This is a genomic window from Mesorhizobium sp. YL-MeA3-2017, from assembly GCF_030814575.1.
GTDB classification, from domain to species: domain Bacteria; phylum Pseudomonadota; class Alphaproteobacteria; order Rhizobiales; family Rhizobiaceae; genus Mesorhizobium; species Mesorhizobium terrae.
In genome coordinates this window covers 631,465-658,014 of sequence record NZ_JAUSVH010000001.1, presented here as the reverse complement: position 1 = coordinate 658,014, position 26,550 = coordinate 631,465, and the positions used below count along the sequence as shown (strand labels likewise).

Genomic DNA, 26,550 nt, shown 5'->3' with positions numbered 1-26,550 from the left:
CCGACTCCATCGTAGCATTTTGATGGGAACAGAATTTTAATTGCATAAAAACAATGGGAGGGCTTGATGCCATCGGAAGTACCAAACTCGAGCGGCGGTCTTGATCGCGCGCTCAATGCACTGGGCACGCTGATGATCGTGCTGTCGGCGGTGACGCCGGCATCCTCGGTCTTCATCATCGTGCCGGGCGTCATCGCTCTGGCCGGTACGGGATCGTTCCTGTCCTTCGTGCTGGCCGGCGTCATCGGGCTGTTCATGGCCTTCGTCTATGCGGAATTGTCGTCAGCCTATCCGACGGCCGGCGGCGAATACACCATGATCGGCCGCACGCTCGGCCGCTTCTGGGGCTTTGTCACACTCGTCCTCGTCTTCGTCTCCATCGTGCTGATCATCGCCGTGGTGGCGCTCGGCGTCGGCACCTATCTCGGCGTGCTCATGCCCAATCTCAACGCGCAATGGGTCGGCGTGGCCACCATCATCCTGGCCGGCGTGGTGGCGGCGTTGCGCATCAAGCTCAACGCCTTCGTCACCGGCATTTTCCTCGGCATCGAAATGCTGGCGCTGGTCATCCTGACGGTGCTGGGCTTCATCCATGTCGAGCGGCCGCTTTCCAGCCTGTTCACGGCGCCGCAAATCCTCGACACCACCAACGCGCTGGTGCCGGCCTCGGCGGGCCTCATCATGGCGGCCACCGCCGTCGCCATCTTCGCCTACAACGGCTATGGCGCCGCCGCCTATTTCGGCGAGGAGACGCAGGACGCCAAGCGCAGCATCGGCAAGGTGGTGGTGTGGGCGCTGCTCATCACCGTGGCGGCGGAACTGATTCCGCTGACCGCCGTCCTGCTCGGTTCGCCGGACCTGGTCGGCCTCCTGGCCGCGCCGCAGAAGATCGAATATTTCCTCGAGGCGCGCGGCGGCCACACACTCACCGTGCTGGTCAGCCTGGCGATCGCGGTTGCCATCTTCAACGCGGTCATCGCCATCGTGCTGCAGGCGGCGCGGCTGCTGTTCTCGTCGGGCCGCGACAAGACCTGGTTCGGGCCGATCAACAATGCGGTTGCTTCCGTGCACGGCACCTACGCGTCGCCGTGGATCGCCACCATCGTCGTCGCGGTGCTGGCCGCCGCGGCCTGCTTCATCGACATCAACCTGCTTCTGGTGGTCTCCGGCACTTCGCTTGTCGTGATCTATGCGCTACTCTGCCTCGGCGCGATCGCGGGGCGGCGCAACGGCGCCACCGCCAATGGCCATTATCGCATGCCGTTCTTCCCGGTGCCGGCCGTCCTGGCCTTCCTGGCGCTGGTCTATGTCGCCTACCAGAACCTGCTCGACGCTTCCTTCGGGCGGCCGAGCCTGATGGCTACACTGGCGATCATGGCGGTGGCGGCGGTCTACTACGTGCTGTTTCTGGCACGGCGCGCCGACTGGACCATGCATGCGCCCGAGGAGATTGCCGGGTAGGTCCTCCCTCCTTCGACCGACCCGACAGAGACCCCGGCCGCGAGGCCGGGGTTTTTTTGACGCTTGCGCAAGGCGGGTCCGCCCAACCGGGGCTGTCGCCGAGCCTCGCGAGGCTTGGGCACTTTCCTGCTTGGCCGGAAGGAACCCGAAGGCTCATCACAGGCAAAGAAAAACCCCGGTCTTGCGACCGGGGTTTCTTTTATCCAGCGATGCGAACCGCTTAGATCGAATAGTACATGTCGTATTCGACCGGATGCGGGGTCATTTCAAAGCGCATCACCTCAGCCATCTTCAGCTCGATGAACGAGTCGATCTGGTCGTCGTCGAACACGCCGCCGGCCTTCAGGAAGCCGCGATCCTTGTCGAGGCTCTGCAGGGCTTCGCGCAGCGAGCCGCAGACGGTCGGGATCTTCTTCAGTTCCTTCGGCGGCAGGTCGTACAGATCCTTGTCCATCGGCTGGCCGGGGTGGATCTTGTTCTTGATGCCGTCGAGGCCGGCCATCAGCAGCGCCGCGAAGCCGAGATAGGGGTTCGCGCCCGGATCGGGGAAGCGGACCTCGACGCGCTTGGCCTTCGGCGAGTTGCCGAACGGGATGCGGCAGGAAGCCGAACGGTTGCGCGCCGAGTAGGCGAGCAGCACCGGCGCCTCGTAGCCCGGCACCAGACGCTTGTAGGAGTTGGTGAGCGGGTTGGTGAAGGCGTTGACGGCCTTGGCGTGCTTGATGACGCCGCCGATGAAGTACAGGCAGTTTTCCGACAGGCCGGCATATTCGTTGCCAGCGAAGGTCGGCTTGCCGTTCTTCCAGATCGACATGTGGACGTGCATGCCCGAGCCGTTGTCGCCGAAGATCGGCTTCGGCATGAAGGTCGAGGTCTTGCCATAGGCGTTGGCGACCTGATGCACGACATACTTGTAGATCAGCATCTTGTCGGCGTTGCGGACCAGCGTGTCGAACTTGATGCCGAGTTCGTGCTGGGCTGCGGCCACCTCATGGTGATGCTTCTCGACGCGCACGCCCATGTCGGTGAGCACGGTCAGCATTTCCGAGCGCATGTCCTGCGCGGAATCGATCGGCGGAACCGGGAAGTAGCCGCCCTTGACGCGCGGACGGTGGCCGAGGTTGCCGGTCTCGTAGTCGGTGTCGTCGTTGGACGGCAGTTCCGAGGAGTCCAGCTTGAAGCCGGTGTTGTAGGGATCGGCCTTGTACTTGACGTCGTCGAAGACGAAGAATTCGGCTTCCGGGCCGACGAAGATGGTGTCGCCGATACCTTCGGCCTTCATGTAGGCCTCGGCCTTCTTGGCGGTGCCGCGCGGGTCGCGGTTATAGGCTTCGCCGGAGACCGGATCGAGGATGTCGCACAGGATGACCATGGTCGACTGCGCGAAGAACGGGTCCATGTGAACCGTGTCCATGTCGGGCATCAGCACCATGTCGGACTCATTGATCGCCTTCCAGCCGGCGATCGAGGAGCCGTCGAACATGACGCCGTCGGCGAACATGTCCTCGTCGACCTCGGCGATGTCCATGGTCACGTGCTGCAGCTTGCCCTTGGGGTCGGTGAAGCGCAGATCGACGAACTTCACGTCGTTGTCCTTGATCTGCTTGAGAATGTCCTTGGCTGTCGTCATGTCATGCTTTCCTATGTGATGACGTTGAAACTTGAAAAGGCGGGCTGGTCGTCAGATCGCGTCCGGACCGGTCTCGCCGGTGCGGATGCGTACGACTTCCTCGATGTTGGAGACGAAGATCTTGCCGTCGCCGATGCGGCCGGTCTGGGCGGCCTTGCGGATCGCCTCGATGGCCGCCTCGACGGACTCGTCGCCGAGCACAACCTCGATCTTCACCTTGGGCAGGAAGTCGACGACATATTCGGCGCCGCGATAGAGCTCGGTATGGCCCTTCTGACGGCCGAAACCCTTGGCCTCGGTGACGGTGATGCCCTGCAAGCCGGCTTCCTGAAGTGCTTCTTTCACTTCATCCAGTTTGAACGGCTTGATGATCGCTTCGATCTTTTTCATTTCGGATATGGGCCTCCACTGCCGGAAAAACGGGTTGTCAGTCCCGCTCGCGCATCCTTCAAGCATGAAGCGTGCCAGTTTGAACCGCGTGACGGTTTTGTCGCGAATTTTCATGCCAGCTTCGTGACAGGCACGGTTTTGCGGTGCCGGCGCGGCAGCGGTCGGAAGCCCGTTGCCCAGGAGATGTGCGCGCAGGGTTTTCGAGATGTGCCTGAATTTTGTGCAACATGCGCATTTCGCGGGCTCGCCACACTGCTCGTCCTTCCCGGGCGAGGAGGTGTTCGACGCAAACGCCCATTTGCCTCGCACGGCAAACTGTTCGAATGTCCGCCCACACGCCTGCCGGGATGCCGCCTATGACGCTTGAATTGCTCACGCCCGCCGAAATGGCCGAGGCCGATCGCCTGGCCATCGCCGCCGGGCCTTTCGACGGCATCGGACTGATGCGCAATGCCGGCTGGGCGGTTGCGACAGTCGTGCTGGCGCGTTTCCCGGGTGCCCGGCGCGTTCATGTCCTGGCCGGACCCGGCAACAATGGCGGCGACGGCTATGTCGTGGCGAAGATCCTGCAAGAAAGCGGTGTCGCCGTTTCGCTGTGGGCGTCCGGTCCTCCTCGTACCGGCAGCGATGCCGCGCTTGCGGCCGATGACTGTCCGGTGCCGACGAAGCCACTCGCGGAGTTTGAGGCCGGGCCGGGGGATGTGGTGGTCGACACGCTTTATGGCGCCGGCCTGTCGAAGCCGCTTGCGAGCGATGCGGCGCGCGCGGTCGCGCTCGTCGCGGCCAAAGGCCTGCCGGTCGTAGCGGTCGACCTGCCGTCCGGCATATCGGGCGACAGCGGCGCGGTGCTGGGCTGTGCGTTTGCGGCGACCGTCACCATCACCTTCGCGCGGCGCAAGCCGGGTCATCTGCTTTTGCCCGGCCGCGACCTGTGCGGCGAACTGATCGTCGCCGACATCGGCATCGCGCCGGCGGTCGTCGAGGCGCTCGCGGTCAAGACCTTCGAGAACCGGCCAGCCTTGTGGCGGCGATCGTTTCCGTCGCCAGCGGTCGATACGCACAAATACAGGCGCGGCCATGTCGGTGTCTTTTCCGGCGGTGCGAGTTCAACGGGCGCGGCGCGGCTGTCGGCGCTGGCTGCGGCGCGCAGCGGGGCAGGGGCGGTGACGGTGCTGTCACCGGGCGATGCCATGCAGGCGAATGCCGCTCATCTCACCGCCATCATGCTGCGGCAGGTGGACGAGCTTGCCGACCTTCACGGGTTTCTCGCCGACCGAAGGCCGTCTGCCTTCGTGCTTGGTCCCGGCTTCGGGGTCGGCGACAGGGCGCGGGCGTTTACGCTGGCGGTGCTGGCGTCAGGCAGCGGCGCGGGCTCCGGCGTGGAAGGGCTGGTGCTGGACGCCGATGGCATCACCTCCTTCCGCGACGAACCTGGACAGCTGTTTGCGGCTGCCGCGCGGCCGGGCGCGCCGGCGCTGGTGCTGACGCCGCATGAAGGCGAATTCGCCCGGCTTTTCCCGGCGATTGCCGAGGACGACAGCTTGTCGAAGCTCGGCAAGGCACGTGCGGCCGCCGCTGCCGCGCATGCCGTGGTCATCTATAAGGGCGCGGATACGGTGATTGCGTCATTCGATGGCCGCGCCGCCATCAACGCCAATGGCGCGCCCTGGCTGGCGACCGCCGGTTCGGGCGATGTCCTGGCCGGCATCGTCGCCGGCTTGATCGCGCAAGGCATGCCGGCTTTCGAGGCGGCCTGTGCCGGCGTCTGGCTGCACGCCGAGGCGGGCAGCCGCTTCGGGCCGGGGCTGATCGCGGAGGACCTTCCCGGCGCACTGCCGCCGATGCTGCGAGACCTGTTCAGCCTTCCGCCGCAAAGCAGATCAGATTGCCGTCCGGGTCCCTGACGATGAACGTGCGTGCACCCCATGGCTCGGTTCTCAGTGGCTGGTGGAAGTCGACGCCAGCTGCCTGATATTCGAGAAACAGCGGCTTGATCGCGGTCACCGCAATTGTCGCCGACAGGAGCTCCTCCCGTTCGCGCGCGATCCGGTCGAGGGGCAACGCATCGACATGGCGCAGATTGAGGCGCGCGCCGTCGCGTTGTACCTGCGCGTAGAAGGGCGGTTCGCCATAGGCGAAGTTATCGGGAAAGCCGAGCTTCTCAGCATAGAAGGCGAGCGCCGCTGCCATATTGGTCACGAAAAGCTGCGGTTCGGCGTGGGCGAGAACGGGTGCCGCAGCGCGGCTTTCATCTGCTTCTGTCATGGTGTCGAGACCTTTCGTCAGCGCCTGCCAGCTGTCGAAGCCGGCCTTGCGGGCCACCAGTTCCTGGGCATCGGCAAGCTTGAACTCGGCATCGAGAACCTGCCGGTCATCGAGATGCCGGAAGCGTGGCAGAACCCACGCGATCGTCGCCGCGACCGGATAGTACCGTTCGCGATGCCATTTGAGGTGCAGCTTGGCTTGCTTGCGGAAATGATCGAGCCGGGACATGGGCGCATCGTGGGTTGATGTGGCGTAGGCGGGCAATGCCCCTTCGGCCAAGGCCGGTGCGCCCTACAGCAGCGAAGGGATGGTAGGCGACGCCGTGGGAGGAGGCAAGGCTTGCGGGTATTGTCCACCCGGTTGCCGCGCCTATCTGTCGGGTGATGGCCTTTCGCCACGGTTGACTTGGCCAAAACCTTCCGATTTACCGTCACCAGCAAATCCCGACAGCCCGGACGCCTTTCCCATGCTTGAAAAAACCTATGACGCCCAAAGCGTCGAGCCGAAGATCGCCAGGATTTGGGAGGAGGCGGACGCTTTCCGCGCCGGAGCCGGCGCGGAGGAAGGTGCGGAACCCTTCACCATCGTCATCCCGCCGCCCAATGTCACCGGCTCGCTGCACATGGGCCACGCGCTCAACAACACGCTGCAGGATATTCTCATCCGCTTCGAGCGCATGCGCGGCAAGAACGTCTTGTGGCAGCCGGGCATGGACCATGCCGGCATCGCCACGCAGATGGTGGTCGAGCGCCGGCTGATGGAAAAGCAGGTGCATCGCCGCGATCTCACCCGCGAACAGTTCGTCGACAAGATCTGGGAGTGGAAGGCCGAATCCGGCGGCGCCATCTTCAACCAGCTGAAGCGGCTCGGCGCCTCGGCCGACTGGTCGCGCGAGCGCTTCACCATGGACGAGGGCCTGTCCAAGGCCGTGCTCGAAGTCTTTGTCACGCTCTACAAGCAGGGCCTGATCTACAAGGACAAGCGCCTTGTGAACTGGGACCCGAAGCTGCTGACCGCGATCTCCGACCTTGAGGTCGAGCAGCACGAGGTCAACGGCAATCTCTGGCATTTCCGCTATCCGGTCGAAGGCGAGACCTACGATCCGGAGAACCCCAAGACCTTCATCACCGTGGCCACGACCCGCCCCGAGACGATGCTGGGCGACACCGGCGTCGCCGTGCACCCGGAAGACGAGCGCTACAGGGACCTCATCGGCAAGAACGTCATCCTGCCGCTGGTCGGCCGCCGCATTCCGATTGTCGCCGACGAATATTCCGATCCGGAGAAGGGCACCGGCGCGGTCAAGATCACGCCCGCGCACGACTTCAACGACTTCGAGGTCGGCAAGCGCCACAAGCTGCCGGCGATCAACATCCTCACCGTCGAGGCGGCGATAAACCTCAACGACAACGAGGATTTCCTGGCCGGGCTCGAGGCGACGCCGGAGCGCCAGGCCGTGTGGAGCGAGTTGCACGGGCAGGACCGTTTCGCGGCCCGCAAGCGCATCGTCGAATTGATGGAAGAGGGCGGTTTCCTCGACAAGATCGAGCCGCACCGCCACACCGTGCCGCACGGCGACCGTGGCGGCGTGCCGATCGAGCCGTTCCTGACCGACCAGTGGTACGTCAACGCACACGAAATGGCCAAGCCGGCAATGGCTTCGGTGCGCGAGGGCCGCACCAATTTCGTGCCGAAGAACTGGGAAAAGACCTATTTCGACTGGATGGAGAACATCCAGCCCTGGTGTATTTCGCGCCAGCTGTGGTGGGGCCACCAGATTCCGGCCTGGTATGGCCCGGATGGGCAGGTCTTCGTCGAAAAGACCGAAGAAGAAGCGCTTGAATCGGCGATCCAGCACTATCTCGCCCTTGAAGGGCCGTGGAAGGCCTGGGTCGAGGAGAAGCTGGAAAACTTCCAGCCCGGCGAGATCCTGACCCGCGACGAGGACGTGCTGGACACCTGGTTCTCGTCGGCGCTGTGGCCGTTCTCGACGCTCGGCTGGCCGGACAAGACGCCGGAACTGAAGACCTATTACCAGACCGACGTTCTGGTCACCGGCTTCGACATCATCTTCTTCTGGGTCGCCCGCATGATGATGATGGGCCTGCATTTCATGGACGAGGAGCCGTTCCACACGGTCTATGTCCATGCGCTTGTCCGCGACAAAAACGGGCAGAAGATGTCGAAGTCGAAGGGCAACGTCATCGACCCGCTCGAACTGATCGACGAATATGGCGCCGACGCGCTGCGCTTCACGCTGGCGATCATGGCCGCGCAAGGGCGCGACGTGAAGCTCGACCCCGCCCGCATCGCCGGCTACCGCAATTTCGGTACCAAGCTGTGGAACGCCACGCGCTTCGCCGAGATGAACGGCGTCGCCCGCGACGATACGTTCTGGCTCAACGACGCCAAGCTCGCGGTCAACCGCTGGATATTGACGGAATTGACCCGCGCGGCGCGCGAGATCACCGACGCCATCGCCTCCTATCGCTTCAACGAGGCGGCGGGCGCGGCCTACCGCTTCGTCTGGAACCTGTTCTGCGATTGGTATCTCGAACTGTTGAAGCCGGTCTTCATGGGCGAGGACGAGGCCGCCAAAGCCGAAAGCCGCGCCTGCGTCGCCTTTGTGCTGGACGAAATCTACAAGCTCCTGCATCCGATGATGCCGTTCATGACCGAGGAGCTTTGGGCGCAGACCGTGGGCGAAGGGCAGGAGCGGCAATCGTTGCTGTGCCATGCCGCCTGGCCGGCGCCTGATTTCGAGGATGTCGAGGCCGCCGCCGATATCAACTGGCTGGTCGATCTCGTTTCCGGCATTCGCTCCGTGCGCTCGGAAATGAACGTGCCGCCGGCCGCGATCGCGCCGCTGGTGGTGATCGGCGCCAACGCGACGACGCGCGAACGCCTGGTTCGCCACGAGGCGGCGATCAAGCGCCTGGCGCGTGTCGGCGACATCTCCCATGGCGAGACCGCACCCAAGGGCTCGGCGCAGATCGTGCTCGGCGAAGCGACCGTATGCCTGCCGCTCGGCAGCCTCATCGACCTCAAGGCCGAGGCCGCGCGCCTGCAGAAGGAACTGGCCAAGGTGACCGAGGAAATCGCGCGCCTGCACAAGAAGCTGTCGAACGAGAAGTTCGTCGCCAACGCGCCGGAAGACGTGGTCGAGGCCGAGCGCGAGAAACTCGCCGAATACAACGAGCAGCAGACACGGCTGTCGGTGGCGCTGGAGCGCGTGCGCGACGCCGGCTGACCCGAACAACAATCGAGCCAAAACAACCTCGATCCCGGTGCTTCGCAAGAGCGCCGGGATCGTTGATTCTGACGTTGCGGAAGTGCCGCGGAAACTGCGTGAGTAGGTACGGTTTCGGCATTCCGCAACGTCACAATTGACGTAAACGGAATGTTTTGGGCCCCATTGTTGCCATAATGTAACAATGGGGCGTTTGACCTGCCAAAATGAGGCTTTTTCGGGCGTTTCCTGCCAATTTCCGCGCGGTTTTGCTTCGCCTGCCTCTAAAAATGGTGGCTTTTCGGTGTCCTCGCCAATGCAGCCGACTGTATTCGCGCGCCACCAGCTCGATTGTACTAGTACGGCCGGAAAAATCGTTATTGCGCCATTAATGCGAATTGGTTCTAGCTTGGTGTACGAATTTCCGGGGAGAGGATTTCATGATCAATTTGCGTTTCAAGGCGCTCCTGGGGGCAGGGTGCATTTCGGTGGCGATGATGGGCGGGGCTCAGGCCGGCGGCTTCTCGCGCGGCTCGGCCGATACCGACATCATCTTCGAGCCGGGCAATTTCAACATGCGCTCGAGCGTCACCTATGTGAGCCCGACGCGTAAGTTCAACAAGAACGGCAATCCGAGGCTGATTGGCACCAACTACGCCGAAGATTATATTATCCCGTCCTTCGCGGCGAAGTTCAACCTGACCGACAATCTGCGCTGCGCCGGCACGCTGGTGAACAACAATGGCGGCAATGCGAGATACGCGTCGCCGACGCTGAGCGGCAAGATTTCCGAAGAATTCACAACCTATGAATCCGCGCTGACCTGCGGCCTCGGCTTCGATGCCGGCCAGGGCAAGTTCTGGCTGCTCGGCGGCGGCTTCATGGAAAAGTTTGAATACAACCGCGTGAATTCCTACGCGGCGCTCGGCATGGGCAACGCTACCCTTAATCTCGACGGTCAGAAATATGGCTTCCGGATCGGCGCTGCCTACGAAATCCCGGACATCGCCCTGCGCGCGCAGCTGATGTATCGCTCGGGCACGAAATACGGTGCCGACGGCAATCTGAATGCGCCTGCCGGCGTTTTGTTCGCTGCGACCGCAGGAACACCGCTGCAGGCTCAGTTCGCAAGGATCATTGCAGCTTCGCCGCTGGGCAAGAATACGCCCGTTGATGTCCCCGCGATCGGCGTTGGCGCCCTGCCGCAAAGCGTCGAGTTCAAGTTGCAGAGCGGTATTGCGCCCGGCTGGCTGGCTTTCGGCAGCGTCAAGTGGACCGACTGGAGCCAGCTGACGACCCTCGACGTTCGCTCGAAGTCGGCGGGCTTCACCATCAGCCAGGACAAGTATTTCTGGAAGGATGGCTGGACCGTAACCGGCGGTGTCGGCCATGCCTTTAACGACAAGGTTTCCGGTTTCGCCAGCCTGACCTGGGATCAGGGCGTCGGCACCGGCTGGGACATCACCGGCGACACCTATACGGTGGCTGTGGGCGGTTCCGCCAAGGACGGCATCGGTGGCGAGTTCCGCGGCGGTGTCGGCTTCAGCTATCTCGGCGCCGGCGAGGAAACCAACTACGCCCCAGGCACCAACCAGGGTGTCAAGGCCGGCTATGCGATTGCCTTCAATGCAGGTTATAGCCTGAAGTGGTAAGCCCTTCATTCTAATCAACAAAGCCGGGCTCTATGCCCGGCTTTTTTGTTGTCCGGGGTTCGTTACAGTCGAATTCTCGAGGTCGGCTGACCGCCCTCCGATGCGTGCCGTAAATGCAACATTAGCTGCGGCATCCATTATTGTGACGTTTCGGCAACAGTTTCGAAACAAGCCATCGGCTAAGAAGACCGGGACGCGGCGATGCCCATTTCCCGCCATAAACCCGGAGCACCTCGATGGGGTACCCGGCAAGACCGATGACGGTCAGGCGAGGGAATGGGCCGCAGATCCGCGGCAGGAACAGAAATGCACGCTGACGAGTTTTCCATTGCCAGTCTGCCGGAGCGCGGTGCGAACGCCATGTCGTCGCCCGAGACCGACCGCAGTTTGGCCGGAAATGCGTGCCATCATGTGCTGAATTCTAGCAAAGTTTCCATCGTCCGCGTCGGCGATGTCGAAGAAATGCACTGCCATGCGGGTTGTTGAGTTGGCAAGGTCGTCGGTGTTCACGGTGATGGTCGCGGTTGCGACCCTCAGCGCCGCCGGCTCGGCTTTTGCCTTCGACGACAAGGTTTTCGACGACAAGAGCGGCGTAAAGCCGAAATCCAGCCCTTGGGAAGTCTTCCAGTTCGGCTTTTCCGCCTACAAGAACGGTCACAAGGAGCAGGCGGTCGAAGCCTATAAATACGCCGCCGAGAACGGCCAGATCGGCGCGACCTGGAAGCTGGCGCGCATGTATGCCGAAGGCGACGGCGTGGCGCAGGACGACTACGCCGCCTTCAAGTTCTTTTCGGAAATCGCCGAACAGGATGTCGAGCCGGGTTCGCCCGAGGAAAGCTACGTCTCCGACGCGCTGGTGGCGCTTGGCGATTATCTGAAGCAGGGCATCCCCGGCAGTCCGGTGGGGGCCGATCCGGTCGTCGCGCAGGAATATTTCATGCGCGCCGCCGCCAATTATCGCAATCCGAACGCCCAGTACGAGATGGGCAAGATGTTCCTGAAGGGCGATGGCGGCGTCAAGGTGAGTGTCAAGCAGGCCGGACGCTGGTTGCAGCTTGCCGCCGAAAAGGGCCATGCGGGCGCGCAAGCAACACTCGGCAACCTCTTGTTCCAGAGCGGAAAGGCGGTGCGCGGGCTGGCCATGATGACGGCGGCACTGGCGCGCGCGACGCCGGCCGATCAGCCTTGGATCCGCTCCATGCAGGAAGAGGCTTTCGCGGTGTCCGGCGAGGCCGACCGCCGCACCGCCATCTCATTGGCCGACGATATGCTGGCCAAAGGCGTTACCGGCGCCGAGCAGCAATAGGCGCACACAGCTGCCTCTTCGGGCCGCTTTGCTCAATCTCAGTCGAAAATTCCGCAGGCGTCGACGGCCTTCATGCAGCCGCCAGCGTCAATTCCACCGCCACCGGCACGTGATCGGACGGCTTTTCCCAGGCCCGCACGTGTTTTTCGATCGAGGCCGAGGCGAAGCGGTTCGCCGCCTCCGGCGACAACAATAGATGATCGATGCGGATGCCGTTGTTTTTCTGCCAGGCGCCGGCCTGGTAATCCCAGAAGGTATAAGTTTCCGATGCGTCGGTGACGGAGCGCACCGCCTCGGTGAAGCCGAGGTTTTTCAGGCGCCGGAATGACTGGCGGGTTTGTGGCTGGAACAGCGCGTCGCCGAGCCATGCTTCCGGAGTTCTCGCGTCGACCGGCTCGGGAATGACGTTGTAGTCACCGGCCAGTACCAGCGCTTCCTCCAGCACCAGTCGCTCCGTCGCCCAGCGTTCAAGCCGCGCCATCCAGGACAGCTTGTAGGGGAATTTGACCGGGTCGCTGATCGGGTTACCGTTCGGCAGGTAGAGCGAGACGACGCGCAACACGCCTTTGTCGGTCGAGAACACGCCTTCGATGAAACGCGATTGCTCGTCGGCATCGTCGCCAGGCAGGCCGCGATTGACCTCGTCGAAGCGCAGCTTCGACAGGATGGCGACGCCGTTAAAGCCTTTCTGGCCGTGCGTCTCGACATGGTAGCCGAGCGCCTCGACCTCGGCGCGCGGGAACTGCTCGTCGACCGTCTTGATTTCCTGCAGGCACACAATGTCGGGCTGGCTCTCGCCCAGCCAGTGCACGAGATTATCAATACGGGCGCGGACGCCGTTGATGTTCCAGGTAACGATTTTCATGAAAATCTCGCGACTATTTCAAGCAAATCAAGGATGGCGCAATCCGCATTCCGATTCGATCCTGCAACATCCTTCGCAGGAAGGGAACCCGGTCAGGGAACGGCCGGCACAATAATGGGAACACCGTCATGTCATCAACCACGCATCCCGTGGACGAGGTGCTGCCGGCGCCACGTCTTGCCGCGCTCGGCATCCAGCACGTCCTTGTCATGTATGCCGGCGCCATCGCCGTCCCGCTCATCGTCGGGCGGGCGCTGAAGCTCGACCCGCATCAGGTCGCCTTTCTGATCTCGGCCGATCTCTTCGTCTGCGGCATCGCCACCATCATCCAGTCGCTCGGCGCCACGCAGTGGTTCGGCATCAAGATGCCGGTGATGATGGGGGTGACCTTCGCCGCCGTCGGGCCGATGACGGCGATCGCCAGCGCCAATCCGGGTCCGGATGGCGCGCGGCTTCTGTTCGGCGCCATCATCGGTTCCGGCATCATCGGCATGGTGCTTGCGCCTTTTGCCAGCCGCATGCTGCGTTTCTTTCCGCCGGTGGTGACAGGCACCATCATCGTGGTGATCGGCGCCTCGCTGATGCGCGTCGGCATCAACTGGATTTTCGGCGTTCCGGTGGGGCCGACCGCGCCGCGCCTGGTGGCGCCCGAACATGCGGCTTGGCTCAAGGCGGTAACGGAAATGGCGCAAACGGCCGGCTCCACCGTTCCGGCCATTCCCGCCAATCTGGCGCTGGCGCCGACGCTGGACAACGCCGCCTACGCGCCGCTCACCAACATCGCCGTTTCCGTGGTGGTGCTGGCTTCCATCCTGTTGATCGCCAAGTTTGGCAAGGGCTTCCTCGCCAACATCGCCGTGCTGCTCGGCATCATCATCGGCGGCGTGCTGACCGCGGCGCTCGGCATGATGCATTTCGACAAGGTCGCCAACGCCGAATGGTTCGCCATCATCACGCCGTTCCATTTCGGCACGCCGATCTTCGATCCGATCCTGATCATCACCATGACATTGGTCATGATCGTGACACTGATCGAATCGACGGGCATGTTCCTGGCGCTGAGCGATCTCACCGGCCGCCGCATGACGCCGGCGGGGCTCTCCGCGGGCCTGCGCACGGACGGGCTGGGCACCGTCATTGGCGGCATCTTCAACACCTTCCCCTACACATCCTTCTCGCAAAATGTCGGACTGGTCGGGGTGACGGGCATCAAGAGCCGCTTCGTCTGCGTCGCCGGCGGCATCATCCTCATCGTCTTCGGCCTGATCCCCAAGATGGGCGCGCTGGTCGAGGCGCTGCCGACCGTCGTGCTCGGCGGTGCCGGCCTGGTCATGTTCGGCATGGTGGCGGCCACCGGCATCCGCATCCTGTCCAATGTCGACTTCAAGGGCCAGCGCAACAACATGTTCGTCGTCGCGGTCTCGGTGGGGCTGGGCATGATCCCGCTGGTGGCGCCGGACTTCAAGATGTGGCTGCCGCATGTCATCCACCCGCTGGTCGAGTCCGGCATCCTGCTGGCCACCGTCTCGGCGGTCATGCTCAACGCCTTCTTCAACGGCGCGCAGGTGGATGAAAACGAGATCCGCGAAGCTGCGATGACATCGGAGGCGTGATTTATCCCGTCATCTCGATGCGAAGGCCGCCCGATCAGGGCGGCCTTTTTCGGACGACGGGTTTGCGCGATGTCTGCCGCCGATGGCGGTCTGGATAAAAGCGGTTATCGAAACCCTTGTCACCGCACGATCGGCTCGCCGTGGAAGCGCCGGCTTGACGGCTTGGACACGCCGAAGCCGACTTCCATCATCAATCGCGGCGTGGTTTTCGGCACCGTTCCCATGTGAAAACCGAACGGGTCTTCCACGAAACCGCTGCCGGCCGGGCCGGTAAGCGTCAGCGGGCTTTCGCGCCCGTAGATATCGAGCACGTCCTCCGCAGAATGGCCGACGAGAAGCGTCAGCTGGTGGCGCAACACCCGGCGCTTGTGGCTGCCGCGCACATAGACATGCGGGCCGGTGTCGGCGTCGACAGGCTGCAGGTGGAAGAAGAACTTCAGCATCCGCCAGTCGTCCAGGTCGAAATGGAACTTGTCGAGCGAGGCCAGGCTCTTGTCGCGCTCGGAAGCCGAGCGGGTCGGAAAGCTCCACCAGACGCGTGTCGTGATCAGCTTCGCCTGGTTGCCGAGGTAGCGCGCGGCGATTTCGTGCAGCAGCGGATCGGCCTGCACCGTGCGCACTTCCGGGCATTCGAGAATCGTCTCGAAATAGTGGCCGCTGAGCAGCGGTCGCTTGAAGTGCTGTTCGGCCTGGTCGTGCTCGAGCGGTTGGAACGACAAGCGACGGTCGAAATTGCCGAAACACGGCGTCTTGCGGGCGAAGGCGGCAATCCCCTCGTGGATATCGGCCGGAAGGTCGATGCCGGTCTGGATGCCGTCGGCCCGCAGCCGTGCCGTTGCCTCCTGTGCGTCCACGCCTGCGAAGATCGAGGATGCCGGCCGGTTGTTGGCGGAGAAGGGGCGGGCGCCCAGCCAATGCAAACGGCGTCCGGGCATGGTGCGGGCCAGCATGAACATCGGCAGCCATGCGGGGTTTTCGCGGACATCGGCAAGGTAGGTCGGGATGCGCGCCCTGATCCGCTTGAGCGTGCTGCCGCTGCGCGCGGCGATTTCCAGGTCGGTCGATGCCGTGTTCATAGGGACGTCTCCCGGTGAAAGGCGACCCTGCGGCCCGCCTCACCCTACGAGTTGTTGTCCCCGACCCTTGTGCGGTGCAACATATGAAGGTGCTTATCTACGGTCAACCGTCTTTGCCGCGTTCCGCGCCATCGAATTCGGGAATGGAACGCGGTGTGGCTGGCGATGGGACGATCGCCATTGTCGCGTCGGCCACTGCCTTCTTGCGCGCTGGCAGCGTCATCGCGACCACGCCGGCGATGACCGCGACCAGCCCGATGCCGGCCGTGCTCGTCACCGTCTCGCCCAGGAAGACGACGCCGATGGCGATGCCGATCGGCACCCTGAGGTAGGCTTGCGCCGTGGCGCCGACCGAACCCAGCGTCTGCAGCAGTCGGAAATAGATGGCGAAGGCGAGCGCGGTCGAGAACACGGACAGGCCGAGCAGCGCCAGCATGGAATGTGTCGATGGCGCCAGCGCCCAGGGATGGTCGACCGCAAGGCTGACCGGAATCAGCAGCACCGTGCCGGCGATGAGGGAGCCGGCCGCCGGCACCATCGGGTCCACGCCCTTGAAGCCTTTGCCGGTAATGGCGGCCGCGCCATAGCAGATGGTCGCCGCGACCACGGCAAGCTGGGCCCACAACTGCGCGCCGAGCCCGTTCAGCGCCTCCATGCCGATGATCAGGCAGGTGCCGGCAAGCCCGGCGACGACGCCGAACAGCTTGCGCATCGTCACCTGTTCATGCCTGGTGATGAGTGCCGTCAGCAGGAAGGCGAAGATCGGCGTCATCGAATTGAGGATGACGGCAAGGCCCGCGTCGATGGAGCGCTCGGCCCAGGCGATCAGCGTGAACGGGATCGCGCTGCTCAGCACCGCCTGGGCCACGAATCTGCCCCACATCGCGGCATCCGTCGGCAGCCTCACGCCGCGCCAGCGCAACACGACAAGCAGGATCAGCCCGGCGATCAATGTGCGCGCGGCAATGAACGTCACCGGCGGGATGGTCTCCACGCCGATCTTGATGAAGGTGTAGGAGGCCCCCCACAGCGTCGACAGGAGGACGAGCAGGGCGAGTTCGGTGACGGGAAGAGTTTTTGCGGGCATGACGGTCGCGCGGTCCTGATGGCGTGTTACCGTTCTCTAGCGCGCCATCGCGATGCAATGTTTCGATGCCGGTCGAAGTGTTGGTCCACACTTGCGCATCGCCGGTATGAAGGTATCATACCGCAAGGCAATGGAGAGCGTATTTGATGGCGGCCACCGAGAAACGGACCTTCAGTCTCCCGCGAGAGCAGGCGGATTACATTGATGAACTGGTTCAGTCTGGAGCATACGCCTCGGCGAGTGAAGTGATGCGGGCGGGCTTGCGAGCCTTGCGGGAGCGCGACGCCGCCGTGGAACGTTGGCTGCTGGAAGAAGTCGTGCCGGTCGCTGCGGCGATGCAGGCGAATCCCGACCGCGGTCTTTCGGCGGAAGACGTTTTTGGCGGCCTCCGGGCTTTGCACACCGCATCCCGCAAGGGTAATTGATGCCCTACCGGATCGTCTTCGCGCCCGAGGCACGAGACGATCTCGAAGCGCTATATTTCTATATTTCCGGGCAAAATGGTGCGTCTCGCGCCATCGCATATCTTGATCGGATCGAAAAATTCTGCCTGACGTTTATGGATTTCCCGGAGCGGGGCGCAAAACGGGACGATCTTTTTCCAGGCTTGCGGATCGTCGGTTTTGAGCGGCGCATTTCAATCGCCTTCGGCATCAGTGGCGATACGGTGATCTTCTACCGGTTTCTGTACGGTGGGCGCGATCTGGACGCGGCGATTGGCGGTTAGCTCACTTTCCGCTCGACCAGGCCGATCGTGTTGCCGGCCGGGTCTTTCAGGAACGCCATCCACTCGCTTTGGCCGGCTGGGCCGAACAGGCCGTTGACGTCGTGATGCACCATTGCCGGCGCCGCGGTGAACGGCACGCCGGCGGCCTTGGCCTCGGCATGGAAGGTGTCGATGTCGGTGATGTCGAGATAGACGGTGCCGGCCGGCACGCCGTCGGCGAAATAAAGCCGCACCTCGCCTGCCATGATGAAGGCCATGCCCGGCGGATCGAAGCGCGAATGCAGCGGCAGACCGAGCACGTCGTGCCAGAAGGCCAATGTGGCATCGAGATTGCGCCCGGCCGACAGCGCGACCTGACGGACCGCGCCGACTGAGGGCATGTTAGACGGAGAAGCTGGTTCCGCAGCCGCAGGAGGCGACGGCGTTGGGGTTCCTGATCTGGAAGGACTGGCCCATCAGATCGTCGACGAAATCGATCACCGAACCGCCCATGTAGATCAGCGAGATGTCGTCGATCAAAACCGTGGCGCCGTCGCGCTCGATGGCGACGTCGTCATCGTTGCGGGCGTCGACAAGGTCGAATTTGTAGGAGAAGCCGGAGCAGCCGCCGCCTTCCACCGAAACGCGCAAAGCCGTCTTGCCGGGTTCGTTGCCGACGATCTTCGAAATCCGCTTGGCGGCGGATTCTGTCATTTCGACCTTCATGGCGGTCTTGGCGTCGGCACCCATGGGCGTCACCTTGCGTTCGGTTCTGCATGATAGGTATGAAGCAGGGCGGGGCAAGTCAACAGCGACAGGGGTCATGAGCAGCGAGCTTGGCGATATCGGTTTCGGTTACCGGCCCCGCGCGGCCTATGCCTGCGACCCCGCCCGCTCGCGTGGCCGCCTGTTCGACGAAGTGGAAAGCCCGACCCGCACGCCGTTCCAGCGCGACCGCGACCGCATCATCCATTCCACCGCCTTTCGCCGGCTGAAGCACAAGACCCAGGTCTTCGTGGCGCATGAAGGCGACCATTTCCGCACCCGGCTGACGCATACGATCGAGGTGGCACAGATTGCCCGGGCGCTGGCGCGGGCGCTGTGCGTCGACGAGGATCTGGCCGAGGCGGTGGCGCTGGTCCACGATTTCGGCCACACGCCGTTCGGCCATACCGGCGAGGATGCGCTGAACGAGAAAATGGCGCCCTGGGGCGGCTTCGACCACAACGCCCAGTCGCTGCGCGTGGTGACACGGCTGGAACGGCGTTACGCCGAATTCGATGGGCTGAACCTGACCTGGGAAACGCTGGAAGGGCTGGTCAAGCACAACGGCCCGCTGACCGACGCGGCGGGCAAGGGGCTGAAAGGGCCGGTGCCGCAGGCGATCCGCGACTATTCGGAGCTGCACGATCTGGAATTGTCGCGTTATGCCAGCGTGGAGGCGCAGTGCGCGGCGCTCGCCGACGACATCGCCTACAACACCCATGACATCGACGACGGCATCCGCTCCGGCCTGCTTCGCCTCGACATGCTGGAGGAGGTCGGGCTTCCGGGCTCGATCCTGCGGGGCGTGCGCGAGCGTTATCCCGCGCTCGACCCGGTGCGCACCGGCCACGAACTGATGCGGCGGCAGATCACCATGATGGTCGAGGATGTCATCGTCACCGCCAAGGCCAATCTCGACCGGCTGGCGCCCGGCAGCGCCGACGCCGTGCGCGCCGCCGGCGAAACCATCGTCCGCTTCTCCGGCCAGATGGCGGCGCAGGAGAAGGAACTGAAGACCTTTCTCTATGCGCGCCTCTACCGCCACCCCGAGGTGATGCGGGTGCGCGCCGACGCCGAGCAGATCGTCAAGAACCTGTTCGACGCCTATTTCGCCGATCCGCGCGCCATGCCGGACGGCTGGCGCGAGGGGCTCGACCGCGCCGAGGATCGCATCAAGGCGCGCGATGTCGCCGATTTCATCGCCGGCATGACCGATACCTATGCGTTGAAGGAGCACCGACGCTTGTTTGACCATACGCCGGATTTGAGCTAGGCCGGGCGCGATTTTCGCCGGCCAACGACCGGTTTTCTTGCATGGATGCAGAGTAGTTTTCATGAACATCTTCGCCGACTTCACCGCGCGGGTCATCAAGGCCGTCGAAAGCCTTGATCTGAAAGACAAAGATGGCGGCACGCTCGATCTCGGCCGCATCGCTGTCGAACCGCCGCGAGACGCCAGCCATGGCGATCTCGCCACCAATGCCGCGATGGTGCTGGCCAAGCCGGCCGGACAGAACCCGCGCGCCTTGGCGGATCGGCTTGTCGAGGCGTTGCGCGCCGATGCGGATGTTTCCGGCGCCGAAGTGGCCGGCCCGGGCTTCGTCAATCTGAGGCTGACCGACGCCTTCTGGCACCGGCATCTGGCCGGCCTGATCGCTGAGGGACAGGATTACGGCCGTTCCAAGGTCGGGCAGGGCATCGCGGTCAATGTCGAATATGTCTCGGCCAACCCGACCGGGCCGATGCATGTCGGCCATACGCGCGGCGCCGTGGTCGGCGACACGCTGGCCAACCTGCTTGGCTTCGCTGGCTACAAGGTGACCAAGGAATATGTGATCAACGACGCCGGCGTGCAGATCGACGTGCTCGGCCGCTCCGCCATGCTGCGCTATCGCGAAGCGCTGGGCGACGATATCGGCGAGATCCCCTCCGGCCTCTATCCCGGCGACTATCTGGTGCCGGTCGGCCAGGCGCTGGCCAAGGAATTCGGCCGTTCGCTGCTGCAGATGCCGGAAGACGAGGCGCTGGCCATCGTCAAGGACCGCACCATCGACGCCATGATGGTGTTGATCAAGGAAGACCTGGCGCTGCTCAACGTGCACCACGATGTCTTCTTTTCCGAGCGCACGCTGCATGCCGACAACGCCAAGGCGATCCGGGCGGCGATCGCCGACCTGACGCTGAAGGGCCACATCTACAAGGGCAAGCTGCCGCCGCCGAAGGGCGAGAAGCCGGACGATTGGGAAGACCGCGAGCAGACGCTGTTCCGCTCGACGGCAGTGGGCGACGATATGGATCGCGCGCTGGTCAAGTCGGACGGCGCCTTCACCTATTTCGCCGCCGACGTCGCCTACCTGAAAGACAAGGTTGAACGTGGTTTCGACGAGCTGATCTATGTGCTGGGCGCCGACCACGGCGGCTACGTCAAGCGGCTGGAAGCGCTGGCCAAGGCCGTCACCGACGGTCGGGTCAAGCTTACCGTGCTTTTGTGCCAGCTGGTCAAGCTGTTCCGCGATGGCGAGCCGGTCCGCATGTCGAAGCGGTCGGGCGATTTCGTCACGCTGCGCGAAGTGGTGGAAGAGGTCGGCCGCGACCCGGTCCGCTTCATGATGCTCTATCGCAAGAGCGACGCGCCGCTCGATTTCGATTTCGCCAAGGTGACGGAACAGTCGAAGGACAACCCGGTCTTCTACGTGCAGTATGCCTCGGCGCGCTGCCATTCGGTGTTCCGGCAGGCCAAGGAACAGCTCGGCATCACGGATCCTTCGCGCAAGGAGCTGTCGGCCAGGCTCGACCTCTTGAAGGACGAGGGCGAGCTTTCGCTGGTCAAGAAGCTTGCAGAATATCCGCGTCTGATCGAGCAGGCGGCGCAGTCGCAGGAGCCGCACAGGCTGGCTTTTTACCTCTACGACCTGGCTTCCAGCTTCCACGCACAGTGGAACCGCGGCAATGATCATGTAGACTTACGTTTTGTTAAGGTTAACGACCCAGAATTGACACGTGCCAGACTCGGGCTGGTGCAGGCTGTTTTGGACGTTTTGTCGTCTGGCCTGGCGTTGATCGGAGCGGAAGCCCCGACCGAAATGCGTTAGGTTCGACTAATCAGCCTGTCACCTTTTGCCCACATTGCGCTGGTAGGGGCCAACCTTCCGCGACGTCCATGGCGTCCGATGAGTGCGAGTTCGGGAACGACAATGGCAGATAGAACCCAGGCGCGTGTAGCCAACCATAACGACATCGCAAGCGACGATCCTTTTGCGGAATTGACCCGTATCATGGGCTTCGATCCACGCGAGCCCGTGCAGCGGCAACCCGCCCAGCAGGCGTCCGCCGAGCTGTCCGACGATTTCGACATCGACCTCGAAAAGGAGTTGATGGGCGAATTCTCCGGTCACGAGGCAGAGCCGGCCATGGCCGCCGCACCGCAGCCGCTGCCAGCCATCGCGCCGGTTGCCGCTTTCGCCGACGAGGCGATCGACAACGACATGGTTGCCTCGATGGAAGAGGAATTCCGCGCCGAGGCGCATGCTCCGCTGGCCGCCGCACCGGCCGAAGCGGAAGCGTCCGACTTTGAGTTCGCTGCCGCCGACGAGATGGAAGAGCCGGTCTTCGACGCGGCCGTGACGCATTCGCTGGAACAGGAATTCCAGCCGCAGGCAGGCTTCGCGCCCGTCGTCGACGAGGCCGAGGATTTCGATCTGGCCATGCGCGATATCGATTTCGGCGACATGGAACTGGATCACGAGCCAGTGGCAGAGCCGATGGCTGTCGCCGCCGAGCCTGTCGCCGCCGCTCCGGAAGACTTCGACGCGCATTTTGATACGGCGATGGCCGATGTCGACATGGATTTCAACGCGCGGCTTTCGCCGGTCCACGAAGCGGCGAACGCGGATGTCGCGGTTGCCGAGGAAGACCATGCGCCGGCGCAGGCCGAGCAGTCCTTCCTGCCGACATTCGGCCATCACACGCAGCCGGCGGACAACGTCGCGACCGGTGCCGATTTCGATATCGACATGGACGACGTCTTCACCGACGAGGCGCATGCCGAACCGGTGGCGTTTGCCGCTGCCGCGGCGCAGCCGGAAGTGGCCCCGGCGGCTGCCAATGAGGCCTCGGCCGCCGCCGCGCAGGACCGCAGCCTGGAAGACGAACTCAACGCGCTGCTCGGCCGCATGACGGCACGTCCGGCCGTTGCCGAGCCGGCCGCCGAGACCTGGCGGCCGCAGCTCGCGGCTGCGCCGGTCGTGGAAGAGCCTGCTCTTGACGCCGATCTTGACGCTTCGCTGATCGAGGAACTGTCGGCCGCCGAGGTCGACGACGCCCACAACACCTACGAACAGGCCGCTGAAGAACCGCTCCTGGCCGACGACGAGATCGATTTCGACGTTGATGCCTTCGACGCTGCCATGGCCAAGGGCCTCGACACGCTCGATGACGAACCTGTCCAGAAGGCTGAAGAGGAAGATCCTGTCGAGGCGCTTCGCTGGGCCGCTCCGGCGGTGGCCGCCGCTGCCGCCACGGCCTCGTTCGTGCAGCCGATCAAGGCATGGGGCCGCGGCAATCCGGTGGCGCCGGGTCAGCAATATTCCGCCCCCGTACAGCAATACGCCGCTCCCGTGCAGCAGTACGCGGCGCCGACCCAGCAGTACGCCGCGCCGACCCAGCGGTACGGGGCCCCGGTCGAGCCGGTGATGGAGACCTTGCCATCGATGCCGTTGCAGCCGGCCATGCAGGCGGTCGCGTCGACGCCGTCCTGGCACAAGCCCGCCCAGCCGGCCACCATCCGCGAGGACGTGCCGGACATCGAGACGATGGATGTGCCGGAGCGCGTCGTGGCGCTGGCCGACGATCTCGACATTCCGGAAGTGCCGTTCGAGCAGGATAAGCCGGAGAGCGCTGCCTACGATGAGCTCGACGCCGAATTCTCGACGCTGCTCAACGAGATGGTCCCCAATACTCAGGCATCCGCCAAGGTGGCGCATTACGACGACGAAGCGGACGGTCACCGTCGCGACCGTGTCGAGATGCCGGCCTATGCGGACACGCCGCAGGCGGCAGCTGCCGCGGCGGCCTATGCCGATCTTGGCTACCAGGGTTACGATCCGCAAAGCCCGGCGCGCGGCAAACCGGCCGCTGGTGCTGTCGCCGATGACGGTTTCGACTACGATCCTGATCTCGAAGAGGCGATGTCCATTCCGGAAGCCGCCGCCGCCGGTGCCGCTCAGGAGCCGCGTCGTCGCGGGCTGCTGATCGCCGCCGTGGTCGGTGCGGTCGCCGTGGTTGGCGGTGTCGGCGCCTTCGCGCTCTCTTTCGGCGGTTCCAGCTCGGAAGCGCCGGCCATCGTCAAGGCCGACAACCAGCCGATGAAGGTGAAGCCGGAGAATCCCGGCGGAGCGGTGATCCCGAACCAGGACAACAAGGTCTACGACGCCGTCGCCAAGGGCGCTCGCCCGGCGGTGCCGACGCAGCCGAAGCTGGTCGCCAATGCCGAGGTGCCGGTCGATGTGGTGGCCAAGGAACAGGCCGACCGCGCCGCCTCCCTCTCCGGTCCCGACGACAGCGAAAACGGCGCTCTGGCCCCTGCTCAGGACGCCAACGCCCAGCCGGCTGCCAAGGGCGAAGATCGTGTCGCCCAGGTCGCCCAGGAAAATGCCGGTACGCAGGAAGGCGCACTGGTGACGCCGCGCAAGGTGCGCACCATGGTGGTGAAGCCCGACGGCAGCCTGGCGCCGCGTGAAGAGCCGGTGGCCGCTCCGGTTGCCGCCAGCGAACCGACCGACCCGACGCCGCAGCGCGTTGCCCAGCAGGACCAGACCGGCACCGTGCCGCAGGCGACCGACGGCGATGCGCCACAGGCCGCGCTGAAACCCGCCGCCAAGCCGCAGGCTGTCGCCAAGACCCCGGCCGCAGCTCCGGTGGCGCCGCAGCGTCCGTCCGACCAGCCGGTCAACATCGCCGGCGAAGTCAAGCCGAAGGCCGATCAGCAGGTTGCCTCGGCGCAGCCGCAGGCTCCGGCGCCCGCCGCCGGTGGCTGGTCGATGCAGATCGCCTCGCAGCCGACCGTCGAAGGCGCCCAGTCGACTTATCAGGACCTGGCGCGTCGCTACTCCAGCGTGCTGGCAGGCCGCAGCGCCAACATCGTCAAGGCCGAAGTGGCCGGCAAGGGCACCTTCTACCGGGTGCGCGTGATGGCGCAGTCGCGCGACGACGCCGTCAAGCTGTGCACCAGCTACAAGGCCGCCGGCGGCAACTGCTTCGTCTCGAAGTAATCTCTGGTTTCCATCGATCCCGAACGGCGCGGCCTGGTCCGCGCCGTTTTTCTTTGTGGACGACCCGACAGCGAAATATCCGGTTGCTGCGGAGCTGCCATGGCAATAGGTCTGGAAAATCGATGCCGCGAAAGGTGAGGGCTGACGCGTGTCTTGTTCAACATGGATTTCCGGGTTGAGGATCAATGCGTTGCGGGCAATTTTCGCGACGACGCTTTCGCAGGGCGAGGCAGGCTGATGGCGCCTTTTATCGTCGATCACACCAAGGTCCGTGAATTCGCGGACGCCGAGAGCTTCTACCAATGGCTGTCGCGGAACCATGCCAGCCAGGACGAAGTCTGGATCAAGATCCACAAGGTGAGTTCGGGCCTCGCCTCGATCACGCCGCTCCAGGCCATCGATGTCATTTTGTGCTGGGGCTGGATCGACGGCATCCGCAAGGGGTTCGACGACCGCAGTTATCTGCAGCGCTACACGCCGCGCACCAGAAAGAGCATCTGGAGCCGCATCAATGTCGACAATGTCGCGCGGCTGGTCGAGGAAGGCCGCATGACCGAGCATGGTTTGCGCGAGGTTGAGGCCGCCAAGGCGGACGGGCGCTGGGACCGCGCCTATGACGGCGTCAAGACCATGACCATTCCCGACGACCTCCAGGCGGCAATCGACGCTGAGCCGGCGGCGCGGGAAATGTTGGCCAAGCTCAGCTCGCAAAACCGCTTCGCGCTGGTTTTCCGCACCCACAACATGAAAACCGAAGCCGGCCGCAAGAAGAAGATCGAGAGCCTGGTGGCGATGCTGAAACGCGGCGAAACGATCTACCCGCAGAAGAAGAAGTGATACCGGACCGCCTCGGCCCCGCGCGGCATTTTTTTCGCGCGGGGCCGGCGGCGGATCAACTCCGCATGGCTGGGCTTTGGCGGCGTACCAGGCCGAGTGCCGAAAGCACGATCAGCGCCATCGCGGCCATGTAGCCGACGAGCGGCCAGGCCGTATCGCCGCCGAACCCCATGACCGCCAGCGTGCCGGCAATGCCGACGAACAGGCTCTCGATGCAGAAATAGAGCGCGACCGCCGTGCCGGCCCGGTCGCCGAACTCGGCCAGCGCGCCGTTGGCCGCCACCGAGACGGTGAACACCATGCCGATCGCCGCCACCCACATCGGCAGGATGAAGGTGGCGAAGGAGGGTGCTTCCGACATTTGCCCGCCGGCGAGCAGGATCGCAGCCGCCAGCAGCAAAACGATGCCGCGCGCGGCGCTGCCGGCCACGCCCCAGCGCGTGACGAAATGTTTGGCAAAACGCGTGGTCGCGATCATGACCACCGCCACGGTGGCGAAGGCCAGGCTGAAGCCCAGTTCCGAATAGCCGGCCCTGTCGATCAGGACGCGCGGCGCGGTCGAGAAAAAGACGAAGAAACTTCCCATCGCCGCGCTGAAGGCCAATGTGTAGGCCCAGAAGGACGGGCTGCGCAGGATAGGTTTCATCGAAGCCCGGTGCCGGGTGACCGGTGTCGGCCGCGTCTCGTGCCAGCGCAGCGTCGCGTTGATCAGCGCCGGCAGGGTGAGCAAGGCGAGCGTTACGAAGATTGCCCGCCAGCCGAACCGCTCGGCGATCAGCGCGCCGGCGACCGGGCCGAGCGCCGGCACGAAGGCCAGCATCGAGCCGAACAGGCTGTAGATGACGGCGCCCTCGGGGCGTTCGGCATAGACGTCGCGCACGGTCGCGAAGGTGGCGACCAACGCCGCTGCCGCGCCCGCCGCCTGCGCTACCCGCAGAAACAGGAAGACCGGGCCGCTGCCGGCGGCGGCCAGCGCGAGGGAAGCGGCTGCGAACAACGCGGCACCGCCAAGCAGCACCGGCCGGCGGCCGATGCGGTCGGACAACGGCCCGAACACCATCTGTCCGGCGCCGAGCAGGATCATGTAGAGGCTCAGCGTCAGCTGGATGACGGTCGGGCTGGTGCCCAGCCTTTCCGGCATGGCCGGCACGACGGGGAGGTAAATATCCATCGCCAGCGAGGCGAGGAGGTCGAAAGGGGCCATCAGCAGCAGTGCCGCGGGCAGGCCATGGGCCCAGACAGGGTTCTTTTTAGACATGACAAAGGGTCCGCTCAAAAAGGGAATTTGGGCGGCGACTGCCTGTCGGTCCGGTCGGTTGGATGGGAGTGGACAGCGCGCCGCAACAACGAAAGCGTCGTTGCGGCCTATCTGTCTGACTGCGGTAAGGCTCCCATGCCG

The 26,550-nt window shown here is 64.1% G+C and carries 22 protein-coding genes; 13 read left to right on the top strand and 9 right to left on the bottom strand.

Annotation, left to right across the window (positions count from 1 at the left end; all coding sequences use genetic code 11):
* Positions 1 to 66: 66 nt before the first annotated feature.
* On the top strand, positions 67 to 1,461 hold the full coding sequence (locus tag QFZ88_RS03065) for an APC family permease (RefSeq protein ID WP_024926325.1): 1,395 nt from the start codon (positions 67 to 69) through the stop codon (positions 1,459 to 1,461).
* 220 nt (positions 1,462 to 1,681) lie between these two features.
* Here the strand turns inward: QFZ88_RS03065 and glnA are convergent, their stop codons facing one another.
* Together glnA and QFZ88_RS03055 are read right to left on the bottom strand one after the other, a co-directional pair.
* The gene (glnA, locus tag QFZ88_RS03060) at positions 1,682 to 3,091 is read right to left on the bottom strand and encodes a type I glutamate--ammonia ligase (RefSeq protein ID WP_024926326.1); all 1,410 of its coding nucleotides are present in this window, start codon (positions 3,089 to 3,091) and stop codon (positions 1,682 to 1,684) included.
* Positions 3,092 to 3,142: 51 nt separating this feature from the next.
* Complete coding sequence (locus QFZ88_RS03055; protein WP_024926327.1) at positions 3,143 to 3,481, bottom strand: P-II family nitrogen regulator; 339 nt, start codon at positions 3,479 to 3,481, stop codon at positions 3,143 to 3,145.
* Positions 3,482 to 3,837: 356 nt separating this feature from the next.
* On the opposite strand from QFZ88_RS03055, the gene QFZ88_RS03050 reads away from it, so the two are divergent.
* Positions 3,838 to 5,385: a bifunctional ADP-dependent NAD(P)H-hydrate dehydratase/NAD(P)H-hydrate epimerase gene (locus QFZ88_RS03050; protein ID WP_024926328.1), complete on the top strand. Its 1,548-nt coding sequence runs from the start codon at positions 3,838 to 3,840 to the stop codon at positions 5,383 to 5,385.
* Here QFZ88_RS03050 and QFZ88_RS03045 read toward each other — a convergent pair.
* On the bottom strand, positions 5,339 to 5,974 hold the full coding sequence (locus tag QFZ88_RS03045; RefSeq protein ID WP_024926329.1) for a bleomycin resistance protein: 636 nt from the start codon (positions 5,972 to 5,974) through the stop codon (positions 5,339 to 5,341). The two genes, QFZ88_RS03050 and QFZ88_RS03045, sit on opposite strands and share 47 nt — an antisense overlap.
* Before the next feature lie 238 nt (positions 5,975 to 6,212).
* On the opposite strand from QFZ88_RS03045, the gene QFZ88_RS03040 reads away from it, so the two are divergent.
* The 4 genes from QFZ88_RS03040 (at position 6,213) to QFZ88_RS03025 (ending at position 11,933) form a co-directional block, all read left to right on the top strand.
* On the top strand, positions 6,213 to 8,996 hold the full coding sequence (locus tag QFZ88_RS03040) for a valine--tRNA ligase (protein WP_024926330.1): 2,784 nt from the start codon (positions 6,213 to 6,215) through the stop codon (positions 8,994 to 8,996).
* A 419-nt stretch (positions 8,997 to 9,415) separates the two neighbouring features.
* Positions 9,416 to 10,627, top strand: a complete 1,212-nt coding sequence (locus tag QFZ88_RS03035; protein WP_024926331.1) for an outer membrane protein transport protein — start codon at positions 9,416 to 9,418, stop codon at positions 10,625 to 10,627.
* A gap of 306 nt (positions 10,628 to 10,933) precedes the next feature.
* The gene (locus tag QFZ88_RS03030; protein WP_024926332.1) at positions 10,934 to 11,113 is read left to right on the top strand and encodes a hypothetical protein; all 180 of its coding nucleotides are present in this window, start codon (positions 10,934 to 10,936) and stop codon (positions 11,111 to 11,113) included.
* Positions 11,100 to 11,933, top strand: a complete 834-nt coding sequence (locus QFZ88_RS03025) for a tetratricopeptide repeat protein (protein WP_024926333.1) — start codon at positions 11,100 to 11,102, stop codon at positions 11,931 to 11,933. The genes QFZ88_RS03030 and QFZ88_RS03025 overlap by 14 nt, the downstream gene beginning before the upstream one ends.
* A 70-nt stretch (positions 11,934 to 12,003) precedes the next feature.
* On the opposite strand, the gene xth is transcribed toward QFZ88_RS03025, so the two are convergent.
* Positions 12,004 to 12,798: an exodeoxyribonuclease III gene (gene xth / locus QFZ88_RS03020; protein WP_024926334.1), complete on the bottom strand. Its 795-nt coding sequence runs from the start codon at positions 12,796 to 12,798 to the stop codon at positions 12,004 to 12,006.
* A gap of 128 nt (positions 12,799 to 12,926) precedes the next feature.
* Here xth and QFZ88_RS03015 point away from each other — a divergent pair, with 128 nt between their 5' ends.
* Positions 12,927 to 14,411: a nucleobase:cation symporter-2 family protein gene (locus QFZ88_RS03015; RefSeq protein WP_065998062.1), complete on the top strand. Its 1,485-nt coding sequence runs from the start codon at positions 12,927 to 12,929 to the stop codon at positions 14,409 to 14,411.
* 119 nt (positions 14,412 to 14,530) lie between these two features.
* Here QFZ88_RS03015 and QFZ88_RS03010 read toward each other — a convergent pair whose 3' ends face one another.
* Positions 14,531 to 15,487 carry a hypothetical protein gene (locus tag QFZ88_RS03010; protein ID WP_024926336.1) on the bottom strand — a complete coding sequence of 319 codons (957 nt, stop codon included), beginning with the start codon at positions 15,485 to 15,487 and terminating at the stop codon, positions 14,531 to 14,533.
* Positions 15,488 to 15,590: 103 nt separating this feature from the next.
* The gene (locus QFZ88_RS03005; RefSeq protein ID WP_024926337.1) at positions 15,591 to 16,574 is read right to left on the bottom strand and encodes a DMT family transporter; all 984 of its coding nucleotides are present in this window, start codon (positions 16,572 to 16,574) and stop codon (positions 15,591 to 15,593) included.
* A 146-nt stretch (positions 16,575 to 16,720) separates the two neighbouring features.
* Between QFZ88_RS03005 and QFZ88_RS03000 the strand changes: the two genes are divergently transcribed.
* Both QFZ88_RS03000 and QFZ88_RS02995 read left to right on the top strand, forming a co-directional pair.
* Positions 16,721 to 16,999, top strand: coding sequence for a type II toxin-antitoxin system ParD family antitoxin (locus QFZ88_RS03000; RefSeq protein WP_024926338.1), 279 nt, complete (start codon positions 16,721 to 16,723; stop codon positions 16,997 to 16,999).
* Positions 16,999 to 17,301, top strand: coding sequence for a type II toxin-antitoxin system RelE/ParE family toxin (locus QFZ88_RS02995; protein WP_024926339.1), 303 nt, complete (start codon positions 16,999 to 17,001; stop codon positions 17,299 to 17,301). Before QFZ88_RS03000 ends, QFZ88_RS02995 begins: the two co-directional genes overlap by 1 nt.
* Here the strand turns inward: QFZ88_RS02995 and QFZ88_RS02990 are convergent.
* Together QFZ88_RS02990 and erpA are read right to left on the bottom strand one after the other, a co-directional pair.
* On the bottom strand, positions 17,298 to 17,681 hold the full coding sequence (locus QFZ88_RS02990; protein WP_024926340.1) for a VOC family protein: 384 nt from the start codon (positions 17,679 to 17,681) through the stop codon (positions 17,298 to 17,300). The genes QFZ88_RS02995 and QFZ88_RS02990 overlap by 4 nt on opposite strands.
* Before the next feature lies 1 nt (position 17,682).
* Positions 17,683 to 18,030, bottom strand: coding sequence for an iron-sulfur cluster insertion protein ErpA (gene erpA / locus QFZ88_RS02985; RefSeq protein ID WP_024926341.1), 348 nt, complete (start codon positions 18,028 to 18,030; stop codon positions 17,683 to 17,685).
* Positions 18,031 to 18,103: 73 nt separating this feature from the next.
* Here erpA and QFZ88_RS02980 point away from each other — a divergent pair, with 73 nt between their 5' ends.
* The 4 genes from QFZ88_RS02980 (at position 18,104) to QFZ88_RS02965 (ending at position 25,151) form a co-directional block, all read left to right on the top strand.
* Positions 18,104 to 19,318 (top strand): deoxyguanosinetriphosphate triphosphohydrolase, encoded by a 1,215-nt coding sequence (locus QFZ88_RS02980; protein WP_024926342.1) that lies wholly within the window; start codon positions 18,104 to 18,106, stop codon positions 19,316 to 19,318.
* 61 nt (positions 19,319 to 19,379) lie between these two features.
* Complete coding sequence (gene argS, locus QFZ88_RS02975) at positions 19,380 to 21,137, top strand: arginine--tRNA ligase (RefSeq protein ID WP_024926343.1); 1,758 nt, start codon at positions 19,380 to 19,382, stop codon at positions 21,135 to 21,137.
* 102 nt (positions 21,138 to 21,239) lie between these two features.
* Positions 21,240 to 24,314 carry an SPOR domain-containing protein gene (locus QFZ88_RS02970; RefSeq protein ID WP_024926344.1) on the top strand — a complete coding sequence of 1,025 codons (3,075 nt, stop codon included), beginning with the start codon at positions 21,240 to 21,242 and terminating at the stop codon, positions 24,312 to 24,314.
* Between the two features lie 237 nt (positions 24,315 to 24,551).
* A complete protein-coding gene (locus tag QFZ88_RS02965; protein WP_024926345.1) occupies positions 24,552 to 25,151 on the top strand; it encodes a YdeI/OmpD-associated family protein in 600 nt (199 codons plus the stop codon).
* Positions 25,152 to 25,206: 55 nt separating this feature from the next.
* Here the strand turns inward: QFZ88_RS02965 and cml are convergent, their stop codons facing one another.
* The gene (cml, locus tag QFZ88_RS02960; RefSeq protein ID WP_024926346.1) at positions 25,207 to 26,409 is read right to left on the bottom strand and encodes a CmlA/FloR family chloramphenicol efflux MFS transporter; all 1,203 of its coding nucleotides are present in this window, start codon (positions 26,407 to 26,409) and stop codon (positions 25,207 to 25,209) included.
* Positions 26,410 to 26,550: the final 141 nt, after the last annotated feature.